At 57.7% G+C, this 20,741-nt stretch carries 16 protein-coding genes; 4 read left to right on the top strand and 12 right to left on the bottom strand.

All coding sequences use genetic code 11. The annotated features are described in order from the left end of the window. The first annotated feature begins 75 nt into the window (after nt 1–75). Both ABD819_RS07370 and ABD819_RS07365 read left to right on the top strand, forming a co-directional pair. Nucleotides 76–4,434: an NACHT domain-containing protein gene (locus ABD819_RS07370; protein WP_345122610.1), complete on the top strand. Its 4,359-nt coding sequence runs from the start codon at nt 76–78 to the stop codon at nt 4,432–4,434. Between the two features lie 149 nt (nt 4,435–4,583). Continuing rightward, nucleotides 4,584–5,588, top strand: a complete 1,005-nt coding sequence (locus ABD819_RS07365) for a hypothetical protein (protein WP_345122608.1) — start codon at nt 4,584–4,586, stop codon at nt 5,586–5,588. A 208-nt stretch (nt 5,589–5,796) separates the two neighbouring features. Here the strand turns inward: ABD819_RS07365 and ABD819_RS07360 are convergent, their stop codons facing one another. The 6 genes from ABD819_RS07360 to ABD819_RS07335 form a co-directional block, all read right to left on the bottom strand. After that, a complete protein-coding gene (locus ABD819_RS07360; protein ID WP_345122606.1) occupies nt 5,797–5,970 on the bottom strand; it encodes a SymE family type I addiction module toxin in 174 nt (57 codons plus the stop codon). Nucleotides 5,971–6,090: 120 nt separating this feature from the next. Then, on the bottom strand, nt 6,091–6,360 hold the full coding sequence (locus tag ABD819_RS07355) for a hypothetical protein (protein ID WP_345122604.1): 270 nt from the start codon (nt 6,358–6,360) through the stop codon (nt 6,091–6,093). An 11-nt stretch (nt 6,361–6,371) separates the two neighbouring features. Further along, on the bottom strand, nt 6,372–6,581 hold the full coding sequence (locus ABD819_RS07350) for a hypothetical protein (protein ID WP_345122602.1): 210 nt from the start codon (nt 6,579–6,581) through the stop codon (nt 6,372–6,374). A 431-nt stretch (nt 6,582–7,012) separates the two neighbouring features. Beyond that, a complete protein-coding gene (locus tag ABD819_RS07345; protein ID WP_345122600.1) occupies nt 7,013–7,468 on the bottom strand; it encodes an ASCH domain-containing protein in 456 nt (151 codons plus the stop codon). A 10-nt stretch (nt 7,469–7,478) separates the two neighbouring features. After that, nucleotides 7,479–9,557 carry a GNAT family N-acetyltransferase gene (locus tag ABD819_RS07340; RefSeq protein ID WP_345122598.1) on the bottom strand — a complete coding sequence of 693 codons (2,079 nt, stop codon included), beginning with the start codon at nt 9,555–9,557 and terminating at the stop codon, nt 7,479–7,481. 466 nt (nt 9,558–10,023) lie between these two features. After that, nucleotides 10,024–10,251, bottom strand: a complete 228-nt coding sequence (locus tag ABD819_RS07335; protein WP_345122595.1) for a helix-turn-helix domain-containing protein — start codon at nt 10,249–10,251, stop codon at nt 10,024–10,026. A 177-nt stretch (nt 10,252–10,428) separates the two neighbouring features. On the opposite strand from ABD819_RS07335, the gene ABD819_RS07330 reads away from it, so the two are divergent. After that, a complete protein-coding gene (locus tag ABD819_RS07330; RefSeq protein ID WP_345122593.1) occupies nt 10,429–12,582 on the top strand; it encodes an IS4 family transposase in 2,154 nt (717 codons plus the stop codon). A gap of 231 nt (nt 12,583–12,813) precedes the next feature. On the opposite strand, the gene ABD819_RS07325 is transcribed toward ABD819_RS07330, so the two are convergent. The 5 genes from ABD819_RS07325 to ABD819_RS07305 form a co-directional block, all read right to left on the bottom strand. Beyond that, nucleotides 12,814–14,457, bottom strand: coding sequence for a hypothetical protein (locus ABD819_RS07325; protein ID WP_345122591.1), 1,644 nt, complete (start codon nt 14,455–14,457; stop codon nt 12,814–12,816). A gap of 223 nt (nt 14,458–14,680) precedes the next feature. Further along, nucleotides 14,681–15,244 (bottom strand): hypothetical protein, encoded by a 564-nt coding sequence (locus tag ABD819_RS07320; protein ID WP_345122589.1) that lies wholly within the window; start codon nt 15,242–15,244, stop codon nt 14,681–14,683. Between the two features lie 166 nt (nt 15,245–15,410). After that, nucleotides 15,411–15,833: a DUF2493 domain-containing protein gene (locus tag ABD819_RS07315; RefSeq protein WP_345122587.1), complete on the bottom strand. Its 423-nt coding sequence runs from the start codon at nt 15,831–15,833 to the stop codon at nt 15,411–15,413. Nucleotides 15,834–16,103: 270 nt separating this feature from the next. Then, nucleotides 16,104–17,021 (bottom strand): hypothetical protein, encoded by a 918-nt coding sequence (locus ABD819_RS07310; RefSeq protein WP_345122585.1) that lies wholly within the window; start codon nt 17,019–17,021, stop codon nt 16,104–16,106. Between the two features lie 174 nt (nt 17,022–17,195). Continuing rightward, on the bottom strand, nt 17,196–18,386 hold the full coding sequence (locus tag ABD819_RS07305; RefSeq protein WP_345122583.1) for a hypothetical protein: 1,191 nt from the start codon (nt 18,384–18,386) through the stop codon (nt 17,196–17,198). 527 nt (nt 18,387–18,913) lie between these two features. Here ABD819_RS07305 and ABD819_RS07300 point away from each other — a divergent pair. Continuing rightward, a complete protein-coding gene (locus ABD819_RS07300; RefSeq protein ID WP_345122581.1) occupies nt 18,914–19,540 on the top strand; it encodes a hypothetical protein in 627 nt (208 codons plus the stop codon). Between the two features lie 112 nt (nt 19,541–19,652). Here the strand turns inward: ABD819_RS07300 and ABD819_RS07295 are convergent, their stop codons facing one another. Then, nucleotides 19,653–20,009, bottom strand: a complete 357-nt coding sequence (locus ABD819_RS07295) for a helix-turn-helix domain-containing protein (RefSeq protein ID WP_345122578.1) — start codon at nt 20,007–20,009, stop codon at nt 19,653–19,655. Nucleotides 20,010–20,741 lie beyond the last annotated feature (732 nt).

Below are 20,741 nucleotides of genomic sequence, written 5' to 3'. Positions count from 1 at the left end.
AATCAGTTACCCGTCAACAAGCTAACTTGCCGGACAATATACTGCTAGGTACTGCCTGGCTTACCTGCGGTTTTAATGAACTTTGCTGCCTTAAACACCTACGGGGAAGCGCCCGACCAAGCATTTGAGGCATTGAGCGCACAAATTTTCGGCCATTGGGTGCACGCCGTTTATGCAGGTCAGATTAAGCGCTTTGCGGTTGTAAATGGAGCGGGCGGCGATGGGGGCGTAGAAGCCTATGCCGAGCTGACATCGGATTCGGTAATTGCCCTGCAAGCTAAATGGTTTCTGGGTCCGCTGGAGAGAACCCAATTAGAGCAGATTAGGGATTCTGTGGCGACTGCCCGGCGCGTTCGACCACGATTGCAGCGCTACATCGTGTGCATTCCACGGGAATTGCAGTCCCGTAAAATCGGGCGGGGCGACAAGTTGGTGCGAAACCCAGAGGACCAACGGGTTGAAGACCTGCTGACAGAGCTGGAAACCGCTTATCCGGACTTGACGATAGAATTCTGGACGGAGCACCAGCTAGAGGAACTCCTGCTACTGCCAGAGAACGATGGGGTTCACCGTTTCTGGTTCTTAAGGGAAGAATTTTCACCTACGACGCTAACTCAGCAGTTCGCCTTGGCCAAAGCAGGCTGGCTGCGGGAACGTTATTCGCCCGAATTGCACACTTACGGTCTCATCCAGCACAAAATCAACATCCTGCTGTTGACGCCAGAATCCCGAAGAGCCATTCACGGGGAGGTAACCGAAGTGCTTGAACTACTCGACGAGGCAACGCAACTGCTGACGACTTTCGGCCAGTTAGCTGGTGCCCCTGTGATAGTGAATACCCTGGCAGAAGAAGCTAAAAACTGCCTGATAGAGAACCAGCAGCAACTGCACCGAGTGGCTCAGGCGCTGCTATCGGCTGACGACTGCCTGACGTTGCCGACAATTCCATGGGTAGCGATGGGTCCCTTATCGGGGGAGCTGGCGGGTCGCGGTTTCTCCAACCTAGTGCTGGCGGTAGTGCCACGCTTAGAAGAGGTGCTGGACGCTTTAATGCAGGTCGACTTGCCTATCTATGCCACACGGATATTGACAGGTCAGCACCCACATCACCTATTAATATTCGGCCTGCCCAGTACTGGCAAGACGCACGGGGTCACGCGAGCTGTTGACCAGCGCCTAGCAGATGGTTATCCGGCCCTGCTAGTGTCAGCTCGACGGGCACCGGCGCAAAACTGGCACGCGCTGCTGACTCACGCGCTTGGCGGCTTCATTGAATGGACGGATGTGCAACTATTCGCTGCCCTAGAAGCTCTGGCTGTACGGGCCGATGTGCGACGAGCTCGGGCAGCCGTAACCGAGCAATCACTGCAAGATGAGCCAACCCGGGTGCTCATCGTCTTAGATGGTTTGGACGAGGCCCCAGACCCATTGCCATGGCAAGAGCGGGTAAGTGAGTTACGCCTGTTACTGACTGTACACCCCCGGTTACGCTTTGTCGTAACGTCGCGGGCATACCCTGCTAACTCGAATCCCAGCGGGTTGGATTGTGATGAGGCAATCAACCGGCGGCTCGACTTACCTCAAGAAGGAGATGTGCCGTTGGTAGAGCTTGCCGAGCGTTACCTGCAACACTACCAGATTGATTACACCAGCTTGCCGTGGCTGCCTGCGGCTTTTCACGACGCATTAGCTATTCGCTTATTCGCTCAACAATACCAGAACAGAGACTTAGCGACCTTGGCGGAGCCCGTCACAACGGGCCTGGGTGGGCTGCTTAACTACAAAATTGGTCAGTTGGAAGCGGAGTTTACAGCAGCACCCCAGCTAGCCTTTCCGCCCAGCCTGCACCTAGCGCAACGCGGTATTCTAAGTGTATGTAGCCAACTGCAAATACATCCTTCGATGGAGCACGATGCGCTTTGCGAGCATTTAGTCGCAGAGCTACGAGGCCGGATTAATTTGAATCAAGCCACACTGATGCTGGACGGCTATGCTAATCATGGGCTTATCCTGCAACAAGCGGAGCAGCAGTCAGCTGGTGTTTTGACAATGCCCACGCGCCAAGTCAGCTTGGCCTACCAGCAGCCACTAGTAGATTACCTGCAGGCCAGCGAGGCCACCAATTACATCCGGCGGTCCGGTGATAAGCGGGTACCAGTGAGTCTGCGTGGTCGCCGCGACCCGAATGCGTTGTACTTGACGGCTACTGCCCTGCTCAGCGACCAGCAGATTATGGTCGGGGAAGATGGGTATTGGGTAGATGACCTCAGTGCAGGACAAATCGCCGATATTCAGTATACTGCACTGGCCAATGCACCCGCCGCGATGGTAGCCGCTTACCTGCCCAAGGCTATTGCGCATTTCCGGCAGGGAGTGCACGAGCGCAACACGGTGCTGAAAGAATTCGTGTTGCCCAATATACACCGGCCCGACGTGGAAATTGTGCGGCCGCTGGTGCACGAAGTACTGAGCAGCTTTTCCTCGGTATTTGCCCGAGATTTATTCTGGTCCGGTCCTGCCGCACAAGATGAAAGCCGGGAGCGCAATGTCGGTCAACTACTCAGCCAGCAGCAACTGCGGGCTTATGATGCGGCGACCGGACTACCACTGCTATTTGCTTGGAGCTTGGCCACCGTTAACAATACGTACCGCGAACACGCCCGCCGGGAGCTATCCCACTGGGGCAGTGCCAATCCGGCTGCATTTGTTCAGTTGCTAGACTTGGTCTTCATTGTAGGTGACCCTCAAATGCAGGAGGATTTAGCCGCTGTTATGCTGGGAGTGACCAGCCTACTGACGCAACCCAGCGTGGGCGGGCAGCAACTGGCCACTTGGGTACTGCGCACTATTTTTGCACCGGACCACCTTCTGCAGTTACTCAATTCTGTGGTACGCGCCCACGCACGGGCAGCTATAGAGCGCGCAGTGGCCCTTGGCGACTGCACGGCAGAAGAAGCGGAAGTCGCTCGCCCCCCTTACCCGACCAGCTCAGAATTGCTGCCACTTAAGCTGTCGGATGAGGATGAGCAATCTGCCGAAAATGCTGGCTACTTGAATGGCGACGAGCGATTTCCTATTGTTCACGATTTAGCCTGGTATGTACTTAAAAAGAGCTACGAGGGCTTTTTGGACTTGCAACAAGAAGGGCGTAGCCGCAAAAAAGCTCAAGGCTATAGTTTACTGGCCGAATATGAGCAGCATTACCAACAGGTAATTGGCGCTTATGAGTTTGCGATGTCGGCTGCACTCGCCTATATCGCGTCATTGGGTTATGACCGAACTACAGGCCCTGGCTCAACGGATGCCTCGCACGGGGCATTGAGTAGAACCAGCACGCTGGAAGAGAAATATACTTGGCTGGCAGTACATCACTTACAAGGGTACCTAGCCGACCGCTTGCCTTTCGGGCACTTTCGTAAGCCCCGGCCGGTCCGCACTTACCGCGACTTTTTACCTATTATAAATCCAGCAACCGATGTGGCAGGTACTGCGCTGGAGCCCGTGACATGGTATGTGCCAGTGGAGCTAGCACCAGAAGTACCAGACGGGGCCGATGAGGAGTTAGTCGCCCGCATGCGGGAATGGGCGCTCCGGTCGGATGAGCCAGACTTTGCCACTTGGCTCCGGTTACCCGACTTCGTGCCAGCTGCCGCCACTAGTGAGCCCACCCAGCGGGAGTGGCTGCCCCTTTCCGCTCATATCCGGCTGCCTGAGCGGGAAGGTCGGGGAACGACGGCCTTGCATGTGTGTTGCGTTTGGATAAGCCTGGCTGACTGGCAGGCTATCCAGCACAGCTACGCGGGCGATTTACGTACGTTCGCGAAAGACAACTTCCATTCCTTCGATGACTTGAACCACTGGCAGGCACGGCCCGCAGGCGATACTTATGCTTCAGTAAAGGATGTGGTGCTCGCCCACGGCATCGAGGAAGAGGAAACTACTACATCATTATTCGGCCCTGATGGGCAAGAATGGACTGCCTACCATACCGTTACACGCGTGATGGAACATTCTGTTGAAGGCGGAGAAACAGAATACCTAGTGCCCTCGCAACTGGTCCGCCAGCACCTAAATATCGTGGATACTAACCGCCAGGCGTTTCATACCCCGCAGGGTGTAACGGTTGCTGGGTACCAAGAAATCGATGAAAACTACGACCCACAGCAGGAATTTCTAGTAGTTGACCGGCAGCGGTTTTTGGAAACAAGCGCCCAGCACCAGCTCCAACCTTTCTGGCTGGTCAGCCAGTTTCAAAAGACTTCGGTTGATTTTTCGCAACAGCATGCAAATGGTCACGCACAAAACATTCGGCAATGGCTGGTATGGGAAGAAGACCAATTGCATGCTCAGCTTTACTACCGTAACTGGTTTAAAGGCCAACGAGAGGGTAGCCAGGAAGCGGATGATGTTGAAGAGGGCGAGGTAATAGGTTAGCCCAGCTTGTTGCAGAATAAGGATACTGCAGGACTAGTGGGTCCTAACTCCCTTGGCTGTTAAAGTGTTCTTCTTGCAAACGGAGGATTTACGCTAAGCCATTTTGGAGCAGTTGAGGACCGCGAAATCCAATTATTAGTAAATTGTGTATGAATTGTTTGCTATGCAACCAGCGGGAAGCCAACGCCACTGGCTCCCACATCATCTCCCACTTAGTGCTGGAAGATATGTCCAACGGCGGCTCAGTGAGAGGGCGGGATAAAGAGCAGAACTTTCGGATTACCGGGACCGGCTCTCAAGCTTACTTCGGCCGTCAGGTGTTGCCCGAAACCATCGAAGAGACAATGGGACGTGAGTTAGATGAAACCGACGCCACGCAGAATTTTTACGTGGCCGACAACATCTTCTGCACGGTTTGCGAAAAGCGCCTAGGCGTGTTTGAGTCCCTCTACAAGCAGAAGGTCGTGCCCACCTTGGCCAGCGGCAACACCCTCACGGAGCACCAACAGGCCCTTGCCTACGGGTTCTGGCTGTCAACGCTCTATCGGTGCGCCATCACCGGGTTTGACGGGTATGTCATGGCGGCCGCCTTGCAGGACATTTCGGGGCTGTTGGTCAACCAGCTTCTCGACGACAGACCGGCTCAAATCGAGCAAAACTGTCTGCGCGTGAAGCAGCTGGCCCAGCACCTCGGCCCATTTAACCTGTTCGTAGGCTACCTGCCTGTCGAGGCCGATAACAGTAACAATTTGGTGCTTCTGCCACAGGCAGGCGAAAACTCTCGGTTGGTAGCCATCAACCATTACGTCTTGCTCTTCGACTACGCCCTGCCGCAGGTACCGACTCTGGAGCAGTACGTTGGCGTGGGCTTCGGCATCCAACAGCCTGGGCTCTCCATCAAGTTTTTCTCGCTGGCCGAGCGTACCACCATGCTGCGCTATTTCCAGAACATCGCGGCCGGCCGGTTCTGGCAAAACGTGGCGCAGATTTTCCTGCAAGCTTATTGGCAGCGCTTGCGACGGTTGCCGACCAGCGCCGAATGGCGAACTTTCCAGACAGCGTTGACAGAGGGGGACGAGTTGCCCACCGTGAAGTATTCCGAGCAGCGTGTGCAGCGGCTGCTAGAGGAGCACATTAAACGGGCACTGGCGTAGCAGTAACCACCCAATGCCCTGCTATAAATGGTGCCAGCTTATAGGCCGTCAATGATAACCGTAATAGCAGGAACTATTTAGGCGCTTCCTGACTCCCGGACAAGCAGCCTGCCCGTGCTAAAAGCAGCTATCGCACGAACACCATCGTAAGGTAGCGGGACAGCGCTGGGTCGGGCGTACCGGACAGGCTGGCGTCGTGCAGGCGGCACTACGCACGGGTTATAGTCAGTCGACCTAAGGTCACCTCTACCGACACTACATCGCCCGGGACAAAGCCGGCGTTCCGCAGCCAGTCGCCGCATAAGTGTAGCGAGGAAGTGATTTTCAAATCTGGAGGTAGCCGTGCGTAGCGCGGGGCTACTTTTAAGCGACGGGGCTTCATGTATTGCGCTAGTTGAAGATGGGTATGGCCGTAAGAAATAGCCCATTACTGCTCGGAGCGGCGGAGTTATCAGCAGCCGTATGATTGAACTTGAGCAGAAGACTACTCCTGCGCTGGTTGTTAATCTTTAAGTGCCTGCTCTCGCTGCCATTCTATTTTGAGCGTAGCGGCCTGCTGCTTGAGCACCTGCTGCCGTTCGCGCAAGTCAGCCCGCACGGCCTCGACCACTTGGACGACGGCCTCGGGGCTGAGGTGCACGGTCAGCGTTTGCGTCAGGGTGTGGAAGGTGAGGCCAACCAGGCAGTCGAGTTCGAGCACGAGCAACTGGCGGCGCTGGGAGCGTACAAGCTGACGGGCGCGCCGCACCCGTTTGAGTTGAGCTCTGTACATGGACCTGCCGCTTAGCCGTGAATGCTCGAAGAGGAACCTCGCTGCCCGCACTGGCGCTGATACTCGGCAGCCCGGCGGGCGATAGTGGCCTGGGTGTTGAGGCACCAGCGTTCGAGGCGGCCGGCATCCTGGCACTCATAGGCGTGATGGTTGGCCCGTAGTTGCTCAGCGACTGTGAGCCAGGGCGAGGCGAAGGTGAGAGCCGTGAGCTGGGTACGCAAGGCAGCCAGCTCAGAGAGGGGGGCAGCAGCGACCGTTGACGCGGCCGCTGCCCTAATTACACGCGTTGCCATGTAATTTTGGAATGCAAGGTGAGCTAAAAGCTCAGCTTTAGGTGCGGCCGTTGACGCGGCCGCGCCGGAGGGGTCAGTCGTTGACGCGGCTGGCCCCTCTTTCGTGCTGAACAGCCCCCACTCGGGGACATTACAAAAAAACTATTTGAAAATTATCCCCGCAATAGCTTAATCATCTGACATACAGCATATTTTTATTAAGCACACCGACTGGGTGGTTGCTGGTTAAGAAGCTTCTAGGCTGCGACGCAACCGTAGGATTAATACGGCAACCACCACAATCGAAAAAGCCGGCTCTTTTTAGGGACCGGCCGCTGAGAAGGCGCTGATGTGTTACGAGTATAGTCGGGAACAATCTGCTAGCAAGAAGCGGCTGCGCGCTGCCGGACCGCGTGTATCTCCTGGCCAATTTCCTCGCCGAATGCCTGCAGGTGCAGGTAGCGGTAGGATTGCGGTGGGTTGAACAGAATCTGCTCGCTACGCAGGTCAGCCAGGCTTATCGGCTCCAACAACCGGGCCGCCTCTTTGAGGTGAATGGCAAACGCTTGGTCGGTCCCCTGGTAATACTCGTCAAAATCGTGCTTGGATATCTGGGCCTTTCCCGCGTACTGTGCCCACGCCTCCGACGGGCTCGATTTGGTTATCTCGCTGATGAACGCATAGCCGGTAATGGCTTTCACCGGGGCGCTTTCGTAAATCAGGATGACCGCGGACTTGTCCAAGTTGGGGGCCACACGGCGTAGCTCAACCGTCTTGCTGCCCCGAATGATTTGCTCGGCGTACTTCGGCTTGATGGACATCAGGATGACTTGCATACTAACAAAGTTAGCCGGTTTGGGCGTAGAGTTTCAGGTACAGCTCGTGGCTTATTTCGATGGGGCCCACCAGTTGGTTAGGTTTTCGGCCGTCGGCTACTAACATTTTTTGCACGTCGCCGAAGCTTATCGGCGTGGGTAGCAGCTCCGTATCAGCAAACTCGAAGCACAGGATGGGGGCGTGCGCGTTGCCCTTGGCCAAAGCGATGATGTCGTTCCACTTGTACACGCCCAGGCCCTCGTACTTGCGAAACAGGCTTTTGGCGCTGGCAATGGTTACCGCCTCCACGTAGGAGGCGGCCCGTAGCTCACCGTACTGCTGGCCGCCCTTGCTCTTGGAAACGTACCACAGTATCCGGCCCACCTGGGGCAGGCGCGGGGTGGCCCCGCGGTAGTACACGTTACGCCGGCTGAACAGCAGCGTGGCGTCGAAGCCGAAAATATCGGCCTCGCTCATCCGCTCGTCAAAGAGGTTGCGGGCCCACCGGTGCTGAATCGGCACAATGTAGCAGGGAACTTTGGCACCGGCCAGCTTAACCGGCCACAAGCACTTCTCGGCGTGGAAGAGGCTCCGCGTATCCGTCTCGCCCGCTAGGAATACCTGGCGTAGTGGTTCCGGCAGGCCGCCCGCCTGCTGAAGCTGGTCGCCGAGGTGCGCGGTCAGGTAGTCCAAGCTTCTGATGCCGGACGCCAGAAAGCGGTACCAGCAGTCATCGCTGGCATCGCGGAAAAAGCTGTATTCCGCTAGCGCTTTTCGGACCGTGTCCGAGATGTAAGGGTCGGACACCTTTACGTAGGTCAGGCCCCGGCCGGCGGCGTTCAGGATAAGTTCTTTGAGTTTTCGCTCCACCAGCCGGCTATGATTAGGCTTGCACCGCAGCAGCGCCACGTCCAGCCCCCCGCGGTCGACACTCCACACGGTCATGGCGTGCTGGACCATCTCGCTTTTGTTGGCCTTCCAGACCTCGGCCTGGTAACGCTCTGGGCTCGCAACGAAGGTGCGCAGCTTGGTGCGCAGCTCGTTGAGCTTCTCGCGGCCCTCGTGGTAGATGAAGTCCTGAGTGAGGGCCGTGATATCCCGCGATTTAATGGGTGCAAACGCGGTCTTGTGCTCGACGAAGCGGGACTCGACGTATTTGTTGTTGTTTTTTAGCTCGTCAATATCGACTACCAAATCCACGGGGCGCCTGACCAGCAGGCCGTACCGGTCGAACAGCGCCTCGCCCTGTTCGATAACGGCCACGTCTTGCGTAATGAAGTAGCGGGCCTTCGCCGCGATGGCATTGGCCAGGTGGGTCAAATCCGACTTGTTGCGCTCCGAGTCGGAACGCGGGATGATGGTTTTTATATCGGCCAGGACGCCATCCCGGCTCGGTTTGTCGTAGCGCAGTTCCTCGAATTTGCGGACCTCCTTTCGGTTGGCCTCCCGCACCGCCCGGTTCTGGTTTCGGTTAATCTCGTGGTAGATTTCGTCCGTGACGCAGAGCGAGATGTCATCCAGCAGCCAGTCGGCCAGCAGCGAGTAGGCTTCCTTAGGCTCGGTGGCGGCCGGCGCGCCGCACAGGTCGTAGAAGACATTGGCGTCAATCACGACGCGCAGCCGGTCGTCGTCCTCCCGAGCCTTAAACAGCTCCAGCTGCGTGTTGAACAAATAGTACCAGCGGGTGAGCGGCTTGCCGTCCAAACTGCGCCCGGTGACCTCGTCCCGCGGGGTGAAGCCGAGCCGATGCCAGAGCTTATTGGCGAACGTGTAGTCGCGCCGGCACTTCAACGTGATGGCGGAAACGCCCTTGACCAGCTCCAGCAGGAAGTTAAACAGCTGCCGGGGTAGCTGCTGCTCCCGGGCGGCCTCCCGCACGCACAGGTGTGTAATGGCCGCGCTGTACTTGGTCTTGACCCGGCGAAACAACAAGTACCCCAGCAGCTCATCCCCCTGCAGGGCCACGATGATAGTGCCGCTTCGGGCAAACGGGCCAAACGCTTGCGCGGGCATAAAGCCCAGCGAGCCGCGGTTGTCATCGGCCAGCTCAATAACCTGGTCGAGCACGTTGGTGTCGCTGGCGTGAAGTAGACGTACTTCTGTTTGCATAGGAGATGACGATTATCGCGGGACTTGCTAATGCCTGGCTCATCGAGTAGAGCTACGCAACGGCGCTATTCGGTGAGGTCAGCCAGCGAATAGCTTGCCGGTGGAAAAACCATCTTTGGGTTCCACTGCCTCAAACTTACATACCCTGTCTGGTCAAAGTGATGCGGGGGCCGGAAAGCAGCTGTGATAGCAACCGGCAGCCAGCGTCGCTGCCAGTCATACGTGATTTCAGGAGCCATTGATTGTGAGACGGCATCAAGCCTAGTGTCAGCCGCGCGCTGAAGGATGTCCCGGTTATTCGCGTGAACAACATACTGGCACTAAGGTCTAGAAAAGCCCGTTCGAGCCTTATTGCTTCGAATAAGATGCTCCAACCACTAGGTCCCTTGTGTAACCACGCACGCTACCTCGCCTGAATTGAGCAGCCTAAGTAGACTGGACTCACTGTCAGGTGCGCCTAATTTATTTAAAGTAGCGGCGGGAAGTCCATCAGCTCCCGGGGCGAAATTTCCAAGGCGTGGGCCAGGGACAGAAATACGTCCAGCGAGGCCGCCAGCTGCGCCTTTTCGATGCGGTAGACCGTCATACGGGACACGTCGGCCGACTGCGCCAGCACCTCCCGGCTCCACCCGCGGGCTTCACGCAACCGCTGCAGATGGGCCCCGAACGCCCGGATGCCAGCCTCGTTTTTCACGCCGGCAAGCTGACCCAGGAAAAATTGCCACTTGTAACGTATTTGGTACAGGAGTATCAGAATGATTTTCTTTGTGGGCTCAAGGATTCACCTACTCTACCCTGCGAAAAATTGAGGGCATAAAAACGGGGCGTCCCGACCTTTGGGGTTCCTACACACCCAAACCCGTTCCGCCCCGTGAAGCAATGCCTCAGCGCCAAAATTACCACTCTTTTGCAGCACCTGCCCGTTGTGCGTAACCTGGCACGGCAAAAGTTTGTGGGTCAGTTTATTATCGGCCTGCTTAAGAGCCGCAACGTGCAGTTTTGTGAAGTGGCTCAGCACTTGAACGATGCCGCTAAACCGGCGTCAAACGAGACGCGGATTCAGGATTTTTTTCGCAAAACCGACCTCAACTATCTCGTTCTGGCGCAACTCATGCTCAGCCTGTTGCCTGCCCAGGGCAAGTTGCGCCTTTGCCTGGACCGCACGGAGTGGGATTTCGGCCAGTGCCAGGTCAATATTCTGCTCGTGACCGTGGGCCAGGGCCCGTTTCAGGTGCCCCTTTACTGGGAGTTGCTCGACAACCGCAGCGGCAACTCCAACGCCGCCGACCGCATCGCCTTGCTGCGGGCCTGCGTGCAGGTGCTGGGCAAGGACCGCATCGGTCTGGTGCTGGGCGACCGCGAGTTTGTGGGGCATCAGTGGTTCAAGTGGTTAAAAGAAAACGGCTTGAACTTCGTCATGCGCTTGCCCAAGCACCACCAGCTCACCCACCCCGACGGCCACCGGCAGGCCATTGCCAGCCTGGGCCTGGCCCCAGGGCAGGTGCGCCGCTTCGCCCACTGCCAGGTGGATGGCGTGTGGGGCCAAGTCTGGGTCCAGGCCCTGGCCGACGACGACTTTTTGTTTCTCTTCGCCACGGCCGGCCTGCAACACCTCGACCAACTCTATGCCAACCGCTGGACGGTTGAGCAGTGCTTTCAGAACCTCAAAGGCCGCGGCTTTAACCTGGAAACCACCCACTTGCGCTGCCACCAAAAGCTGCGCAAACTCGTGGCCCTCGTCAGCCTGGCCTACGCCTTGTGCCTGAGCGTGGGCACGGTGGCGCACGAAAAAATCAAGCCCATTGCCCGCAAAAACCACGGCTACCCCGCTACGAGCCTCAGCCGCCACGGCCTCAACATCCTGCGTCAACTAACCCGACCCCTCACGTGGCCCAGCGAACCAATCGCCCGAAAAGTCGTGGCTCTGTTCGACTGGTTTATTCGACATATCGCTCTTTATCAAGTACCTAAAATCGCAGGTCAGAGTGGGATTCACCTCATTTTCCTCAACCCCATGAAATCATTGCTACTCCTCTCGATTGCTTTCGCCCTGTGGGCCAACGCAAGCGCCCAAAAACTGGAACCCGCCCTCATCCAGACGATGGGCGGTGAAAAAATCGGTTACAAAAACCCCGCCGGCCAAGTCATCATCAAGCCCCGGTTCGAGGAGGCCAACGTCTTCCTCAACGGCTACGCCACCGTCAGCATCGGCGGCCGCTGGGGCATGATTGACACGACCGGCCGCGAAGTTTTGCCCTTGAAATACCGCGACTTGGATTACTTCGGCGAAGGCCTGGCTGGGGCTAGCCTGGACGGCAAGAAGTACGGGTTCGTCAATACGGCGGGCACCGTTGTGATTCCCTTCACCTTCGACGGCATCGGCAGTTTTAGTGAGGGCCGGGCCACCGCCATCCTGGGCCGCAAGTGCGCGCTCATCAACACCAAGGGAGTGCTACTTACCCCCTACAAATACCAGGGCATCGAACTCATGAAGGGCGGCATTGCCCGCGTGTGCCTCCAGAACGACAGCCGGGATGGGGTGCAACACAGCCACTTCTGGGGCTTCATCAACGCCCAAGGCAAGGAAATATCTAAGCTCAACTGTTTGGGCTACGAGAGCCCCAACTTGGAAAATGGGTACGCAGTAACGCGCATTGCCACGCCGGAGGGCGCGACCACGATACAAGGCCAGCGCTACACCTTCAAAGTTGGCCAGCGCTACCGGTACGCCTCGGCCCTGATTGACAAAGCCGGCCGGGTGGTCATTCCAACCTCGGCCGGGTACGAATTCGGGAACTGGGACGACGATTACCTCATCGTCCAGCGCGGGCCGGCGTACGGAGTGGTGGACATGGCGGGCAAGGTGTTGCTACCCGTCAACTTCCGGGAGGTATCCAAATTCGAGTTCGGAGCCGATGGCAAGTCATTGGCCAAAGTTTTCACCACCGCCGAAGGCAAATTCTTCTACGTCGACCGGCATTTCAAATGCGTTGAATTCGATGGCGTGAAGTGCCCCGAGTATTAACGCATCTCCAGGTGCTATTGATAAGGAGCTGCCGAACCATTAATAGCTGGTTCGGCAGCTTTTCGCACGTCAGTGCTGGTTGGCACGCGATGCTTCAATTGTACCCCGCTTTCTTCAATACTTATTGTGCTCGAAACACCATAATCAAGGTGCTGTTGACGGCTCGCCTTTTTTCTATTCGAATGGCCGCACTGGAAACCTGCGTATCAAGCATTACCGATGGAATCGCTATCATGAGCTGCTGCCATCACGGCGTTCTGCACCCCAATGCTTTCGCGAAAACTGCGGAGGCACCCCAACCCAGCGGGTAAGGTGTTCGCGCAACAACGTCTCGACAAGGTCTACATGAGATGCTTCGATGACTACCGAATCATGAATGGTGAAAACCGGGATGCCCCATTTCGCCCGCACCAACGGCACGAGCCGGCGCAAAAACAGATTGGACTCCAGCGTCTGTAAGAGCTTCGCCAAGTACGAAAAATCGTCTTTTTTGAATATTCGCAGCACGGCGTCGACCGTGGGGAAGTGCTGGGCGAAAACGGCTTTGTCGGTCGATTCAACGGCGTTATGCGAGAACAACACTCCGAACATGAGCTTCTTGGCAGCGTCCGCGACCTCTTCTCCCTCACCGGCCAAGCCGAGCAGCCGCCCCATTTGCGCGTAAAACTGGCCCGAGGAAGTCAGCTCCCGGAAGAGCTCTACATCGGGGAACTGCGCAACGCCCATATAATCAGACCCCAACAATTGCTGACACAACATAATATAAGACGGACTGGGCCTCTTCGCCGCTTCTCCTTGCCGGCCTGGTCGGCCTGTCCGCCCGCTCGCCCGGGGGTTGGCGGCGCTTGGCGACGCCGCCGGCCACCGGGCCTCCTCTGCCTGCTCGTCGGCCAATTCGTCGGCCAGATTGCGGCCTTCTCGCCAGATGGTCAGCGGGGGGTGGGCGCCGCGCCGCCCCTTCGTCCAGGGTTCCTGGTAAAAGTCCGGGCGACAAAGTAGGTTAATCAAGTACGGCTGACTTGACCTCAGATCCAAGGCCACCAGGGGTGCCCCTTCGGCATAGACATAGGCTCGCAGCTTCGAAGACAGCCTCGTTAAGACGGTGTGCAGCCGCCCGTAGGTGTCGATGGTGAACCGGAAGTCGCGGGCGTCGAACTGGGCGATGCTGGCGAAGCGCTGCTGGTATTGTGCCTCCGGGTCCTTGGTCGTCGCCGCTTCGCCCGGCTGGCACCGCGCTTTCCGGCGCTGGAGCGACTTCGGCGACCCGGCCTTCCGGCGGCGCTTCTTCGGCTTGGGCTCGCGCAGGGTGGGGTCGCGCAGCACACGGTCGCGCTCCTCGGCAATGAAGGCCAGGGCTGCAGCCGTGTCGATGCGTAAGGAGCAGCGTTCGGGCCGCAGGCAGTCGAGCACCGGGGCGTAGTCCTTGCGCGCCGCCCGCGACCAAGTAACTGGCGCCGGCGCCGTGAGCGCCCGCTGCAGCCGCTCGCGCAACGCCGCATCGGCCAGGCGCACGATGCGAAATCCGGCCAAGGCCCCGCCCGAGCGGAAGGGCGCGGCGTAGCGGTAGCCCCGCGACTTAGCCGGTCGGCCCGGCCCGCCGACGATGTAATGGTTGTCGCACTCGAGCAATTTACTGCTCAGTGCCCAAGCGAGATAGTCTTTATGGTCTGGCAACCAAGTTCTTAACGCCTGGGCGTTGAGGGGCACGTAACCGCGCGGCTCGGCAGCCAGGTAGTCGGCCAGGCGGCGGTTCTTGGCCGGTACGAGCGTGAGTTGGTGCAGCAACTCGACCAAACAATCGCGCCGAAAGGCGGCGAAGTCAGGTGGGTGCGCGGTGAGGTGGTCGTCAAGGGCGACGAGTTCGAGGCGTAACATAGGAGGAAAACTGAAAGGCCATCTAATGAGCCGCCGACGTGTGCCCGCGCCCGGCGGGGTGGGCTTGATGGGCCGCCAGGCCATTCTGCACGGCCGCTGGCAACGTGGAAGTAGTAGTCTGTGAAGAGTCCGCCAAAGACTGTGTGGTGAATTAAAATGCGTTCATACACCTTTTCCTCCGCAACCAGACAGCACGTTCAGGGGGTAGATGCGCAATCGGACATTACGCCCCCTCAAATCCGGACTCATCCGAAACTGAGAAGCGCTCCATTTCCAGGAGCAGGTCGAAAACGACCCAGGCCAGTTTCCGTGACGTTGTTTCCAGCACCCGGGCGCGCAGGGGGGTGTCGCCCGGTCCGAAGTAGAACGCCACCTCCACCAGGTCCGGGCCGGCGACCAGCCACAACTCGAGCCGGGCGGGGCGCGGCTGGGCCCAGCGCACGGCCAGCCCGGCTCGAGTGGCGGCTTGCACGAAGCCGACGTAGGCCCCAAGCACTTCGAGCGGGGCATCGGCGGGGAAGGCCTGCGGCTGCTCGAAGGCAAAGCGGGGCCAGCCGCATTGCAGGCAGGCCGCCGCTTGCTCGTGCAGCGTCGCGGTCTGGTCGTCGTGGGGCACGGCAACGAATTCCCGAAGCTCGCTGAAAATCGTGGCGAGTTGACAGATTTCCTGCCCGTCCTCGAGCAGCCGGAAAACCTCCCAGGGCACCTTAAGGCGCGAAAATGGATTTTGCAGGAGCGGCAGCGGAGCCACGTCCCAAAATGGGCGGTGCAGCAATTCTGGACGCAAGGCGAGCATTTTTAATTGCGGTTTGCTGGGGTATAAGTTCATGGCGTTGAGAGTTGAGATGAGGTGGGCAGAATACTCAGCAGCCGGAGCATATAGCCGCGACATCCATAGACCAACTGGTGGGTTAAGGCTGGCCGCGGTGCGTTTGCCAGTGCGGTATGGAAACTTAGGGCAGAGGCATTACTACGATAGTTCGGATACCCAATCGCTGGGCCTCTCGTAGTGCGTGCCGCGTACCGGGAGAAACGCCCCCCCACGCTGCCCAGACCACATCAGCCGCTGCGACTATGGCCGTATTCCTTATCAGAGCCCCAGCTCTGCCGTAGCTCTTGAAGTCAGGCAAAAAAACCCGTAACGGAATGCCGCGCTCGTGGGCGTAGCGCTCAGCCAGGGAGTCGGCCCCCCGAGCACCGCCGGAGATGATTTCGGTGATGGCCTCACCTTCGGCGAGCGCCAGAGCGTCAAGCTCGCGTTCGAGTTGCGGGTAGTTGGTGAACGACCGTTGGCCAATGACAGCGACTTTCATATTGGGGATGATGGAAAAAGAACAGGCAGCAAACGCGTTGACGTAGCCGAGGAATATTGCCATTGGCAATACTAGACTGGTCAGTAGGCGACGGTTTCACTGACGCCTCCGCTCGGGATGGTGAGATGATATTGATGGCCCTGAGAGCGTAATTGACCGCGCACTTAAAAAACACAAGGGAAATTATTTCAAGTTCCAAGCAGCCTCAGCATTACAGCACTTTATTATTTCAATATCAGACAGATATAAGAAAATGCCATCGCATTACTAACCCGCACCTCTGACCCGTCAACACTCATTTCGGTTGACGGGCCACAGGATTAGCATCATGGATTAGCCTAACATTGGGCCGAGGGAAGCCAAGGGGTCCCAGCTCACGAAGCTGGGGCGGGCGATATCGCCCTGCCCCAGCTCGTCAATACCCAAACCTTGCGGTCCGTGGTGGTCGTGGAGGTAGTTGGATACCTGGCGTAAGCCCTCGGCGTACGTAGCCGCCGGTGGGACTTTTATCACGGCCGTCATTCGGTTCTGCGGACCCGCGTACAACAGGCGCAGAATATCGCGCAGGTTGGAGTCGGTCTTCAGCGCCCCGCGCATTTCTTCCATGGGCGTTGACCTGTCCACGAGTAGGTGAAGCGCGCCCAAGCCGGAGGCTTCTTGCAATTCAAGGCCGGCGGAACCGGATAAAAAAACACCGCCGAAGGTCACGGCGTCTTGGCACGACTCGTAGACGTCGTAGTTACGGCCTTGGGCCGCGGCCAGCGTGGCGGTGAAGCACCGCACGCGTTCGGACGCGTTCATAATCCGCTGAAATAGCAACGACAGCTCGTAGTCCTTCGGGGCGATGCCCGACCGTAGCCCGCACTTGAAAAAGCTCATCTTCGCCCGGCCCACAGCAGCGGGGTCGTTTGCCAATCGGCAACGAGTGGATTCAAAATCCATGAAGCGCTGGTGTCGGGCCATGTCCTCTTCGGAAATTCCGTAATTCCCGATACGCGGCGTTGAAACGATGAACTCGGGCAGCGGAGCAATATGACCAAGCCCGTAACCAAATAGCAGGTCGGTGCTGTACGAATCGGAGCGCCGGAAGACGTCGTGGGCAATGCAATCATCCACGAATCGCTCGGGGTTCGGAATGCCGTAAATGGATGCCTCGTTAAGCAGATAGGAACGGCTGTGAAGCCCTGGAGCATGGGTTAATTGAAGCGCGAGGAATTGGAGTTCACCGAGCTGAGTGGGTTGGGTTTTCATTGAGAATAAGATTGGTAAAGTGATGGTGAAGTGCCAGTTTCAAGAGTGTGGTCGAAGGTTCGTGATGGGGCGTGGTCCCGATAGGAGAGCTTATTCAACCATCGCCGTTGCTCCTGCCCATGCCATAGTCTCAGCGGCCGCCGGCGTTGATGACGACGGCTGCGATTGACGTTATTACTGAGCGTCGACGCAGTAGAGCGACTCCAGCGCGGTCTGCAGCGCGGTCATCATCGCCGCGCTCTGGTAGCGCACTTCCTGTACCCGCAGCAATTCATCGCCTGGCCCGGAGAGCAGGGTCAGTTCGAGCCAGTCGAAATGCGCGTCGGCTAACCACATTCTCAGGGTGCCCGCGTGCAGTGCTGCGTACCGTATCTCCACTTGGCAGCGGCTGGCCCAATCGGCCAAGTGGTAAAAAACCGAAAGCAAGCCCAGCGGCGTGTTACGGGGGAATTCTTGCTCCTTCCCAAGCAACGGGACATTCAGGATTTGAACGGCTTCGGCGGCCAGTGGGCGGCAAGGCCCTTCGGTAACTACCCGCCCGGGCTCGCCGTTGCGTTTGAAGTAGTTCACGATGGTTCCTTCTTGGCCATCCCGAAGCAGGTGCAACCGGAGGCCGTTTTCGAGGAGCTCGCCGGGCGCAACGGCGATGTTCGCCGGATGGAGCCGCCGCAATGACCGCAACAGTACCGACAAGTGGGCAGGCGGTAATTCCCAAAACTCAGGCGATTGGGCGAGTTGTTCAGCTAACACGGTTTCTTGTTCTGGCGAGAAAGCATGCACGGGCACTGGCAGCTCCAGAGTCTCTGTAGCCGGAAAAGGGCCCGATGGCGCCACCAGGCACCTATGGACGTAGCGGTTGAATTGGGCCAGTTGCTCGAGAGCTTCTTCGGAGGCTTGCAAGGAAGAGTAGGCGATGGGAAATTGGGGAGTTGAGGGAACAAGATTTGAGTCTTGGGCGGGTGGTGCCATGGTAAGGGAGGCTTGGGTGACAGGAAAAATGAAGACAGGTTTTGGCCTTAGAGCTGCCCGTAGGCATGCGACGGCAGTGCGCACCATTCGGGAATCAGGGCCAGTCGGCTCTGCCTCCGTGGGCTGCAGGGCTTTATTGAAATAGAGCAGCACTTCGCTGCGCATTTCTTCTGCTGTGTTGTGCTGGCTGATGATGATGCGCAGGGCGTACGGGTGCCGGATGACACCGCGAATGGTGATGCCCGATTGCCGGAGAAAATGCAGTGCCCACCAGAGCAGCTCACGCAATGTTTCGGGCAGGGCCTTGACGCTGCGCATGGCAGCCAGGACTGGGTCAGCTGGAAATCCGACGTAGGTGCCGGAGGGGTGTTGGTTCGGAGATGCGGGAGTGTTCATCAGAGATGAGGGATGGGTTGTGGAGTGAATGGATAGCCTTCTGGCTCGGGTTTGCCACGTAACTAGTCAGCCGATGTGAGGTGGGCCGCGCATGGCAATGCGGCGGTCACCCATCGGCGGCGACCGGGTGGCGGGCGCGGGGTACCTGCGCTCCAGCCATGGAAATGAAACTTTCCGTAGCCGGGGCACAGAGAAGAAGCCGCGCTGACGACATTTCGGAAGGCAGGCATTTCCTTTGGGTTCCCATCACCGCAGGGTGCTTGCAGAAGCGGCAAGTGTGGCACCCAGGCCAGAGAGAGCCAAAGAATCAAATCCGCGAGTAGCTCCTTCGCGCGCTGAGCAAGAGCCGCACGGTTTGGCACAGAGCTGGTAGCTTTCACGATTCAGTTAGGAAGGGCGCTTTTGTACAGACACCCTTTACTACTCCCTCTATTATTTTGTCGCAAGGTTTCCGAACTACCATTCCATACGGATACAGACGAACCCCCTATCCATCACAAACCATTGATTGCTATTGATTTATAGCTATGAATAACGAAGAAAAAGGTAATTCTAGAAAACTAGAAAATTACCGATTAAGGAGACGTGTTAAGGCCCAGTTAGCTAGGGAAGATGCCGAGCCGGTGGCGGTAGCTCTGCAATTGGAAGCTAAACGAAGGCAGGAATTGGATATGGCCACGCGAGCCTTGGCGAACGGGACGCATCTAACACCAATCGAATTTTCCCAGCTAGAGGCCTTCTTTCACCAAGTTGTGGAGCGGGAGCGCGCCCTTTTCACCTTGCTCAGGTGTAAAGAGGTGCAACTTGAACGGCAGCCCCGGGTGCGGAAACTGCGGTTGGAAGGAGACACCACCCTGAAGCTGCCAAAGGACAGTGCCTTTAAATCTTCGGGCCAATTGCTAAGGCTTTGCCTGTTGTATTGGCAAAAGCAACACCCGCAGCGGCAGCGGCATTTGCAGGCTGACCTGGCCAAGGGGTTTCACAAGACCATACCGCAGGTGAGCCTCTGGTTGAAGCTCAGTCTGCCCTGGCTGCGCAAAGCCCTGCAAGACCTCGTTGAGTCCGACGTTGCATTCAACCGAAGGTTAGCTAATGTAGTCGCTAGCCGAGACCATCGGCTAAGGATTACAGAAAAGCGCCGTGAAGCGGCCTAAGCTCGCTTTTGTTAGGTGCCTAAGTTGAACACTGTCAAATACAGGTGGACCATATACCTCCTGAGCTGGCATTACTCATTTTCATCTGGGAGGCCACCGGTTTTGGAACGGTTTATTTCCGGCGGCGGGGCGAGGTGCGGCGCCCGTCAAACGCAGGCTGGGGGGCCGCTGCGGCGAGTAAAGCGGTACGTTCGAAGAGGGTGCGCGCGCCGATTTTACGGTAGGCAATCAGTCCCTGTCGCTTCCAGGCGTGGACTGTGGCCACGCTCACTTGTAGGAATGCCGCGGCCTCGCGCACAGAAAGCAGGGCCGATGCCTCGGGCACAACCGTAGGCTCCCCTCCCGCCCGGCCGCCGGCATGGTGTTGGGCCAGGGCTTGGCGCACAGCCAGGGAGATTTCTTCGTGCAGCGCTTGCCGACACAGCAACAGCAACTGGGCAAAGGCAGAATCGAGCGAGAGCTTATCCAAAACAGGTGGACCGAGAGAGTGAATACTCTTCTTTTTAGTCCCCTTCAATCCGCAAAGTCACACGCCCGGTTCGGTGGTTTTTGAACCCAGGGTTCTCCCCCACAACGATGCCACGTTTTGGGTTTACTGGCAGCTTTTCTCGCCCTAATTGAAGGCTGAGCATTGGGCGAATGCGAAAGGTTAATCTCGCGGTTGATTAGCCCATCAGTAACTGTGCAGCAGCCCAGCTGCCCGCGCCCGATAGTAGTGTACGAATTTTGTGTGATGGCATTTAATGTATCCGGAGGCCTTAACAAAGCGATTATACGAAATTAACAGCCACGCCTACTTACGCCGCACACAATGACTTGGCCTTCAGTAACGTCTTTACGGCCTTGAAAACCCCGTCGGACGCCTCCAGACCCTAGGCGAGCCTTCCTCTACCCTGTAACCATCCGCCTCACAGTCGGGGGTGCCCCGCCTAGCGGTATTCAGGCCGGCGCCCACGCTCGACCATTCGCTACATGGGTGTTAACGCACCGGCGCATGGCCCACCAGTTAGGGGCGCCAATCCGCATACGTCGGGCCGTGTTCAGCCAAGAAGAACATCGAATAGGGCGCAATTACTCATCCCCGGACACGCGAAAATCGCGGTGGCAGGCAAGCACGGGGGTTCGATTTAGTGCTTGCCTTAATCGCTTTCTCCCATTGCGGGCAGTAATCACACATGCGGCAAGTGGTCTTATGTCGCTG

This window comes from Hymenobacter antarcticus, assembly GCF_039539545.1.
GTDB classification, from domain to species: Bacteria; Bacteroidota; Bacteroidia; order Cytophagales; family Hymenobacteraceae; genus Hymenobacter; species Hymenobacter antarcticus.
The sequence above is the reverse complement of the archived record's forward strand: the minus strand, read 5'-3'. Positions and strand labels throughout refer to the sequence as shown.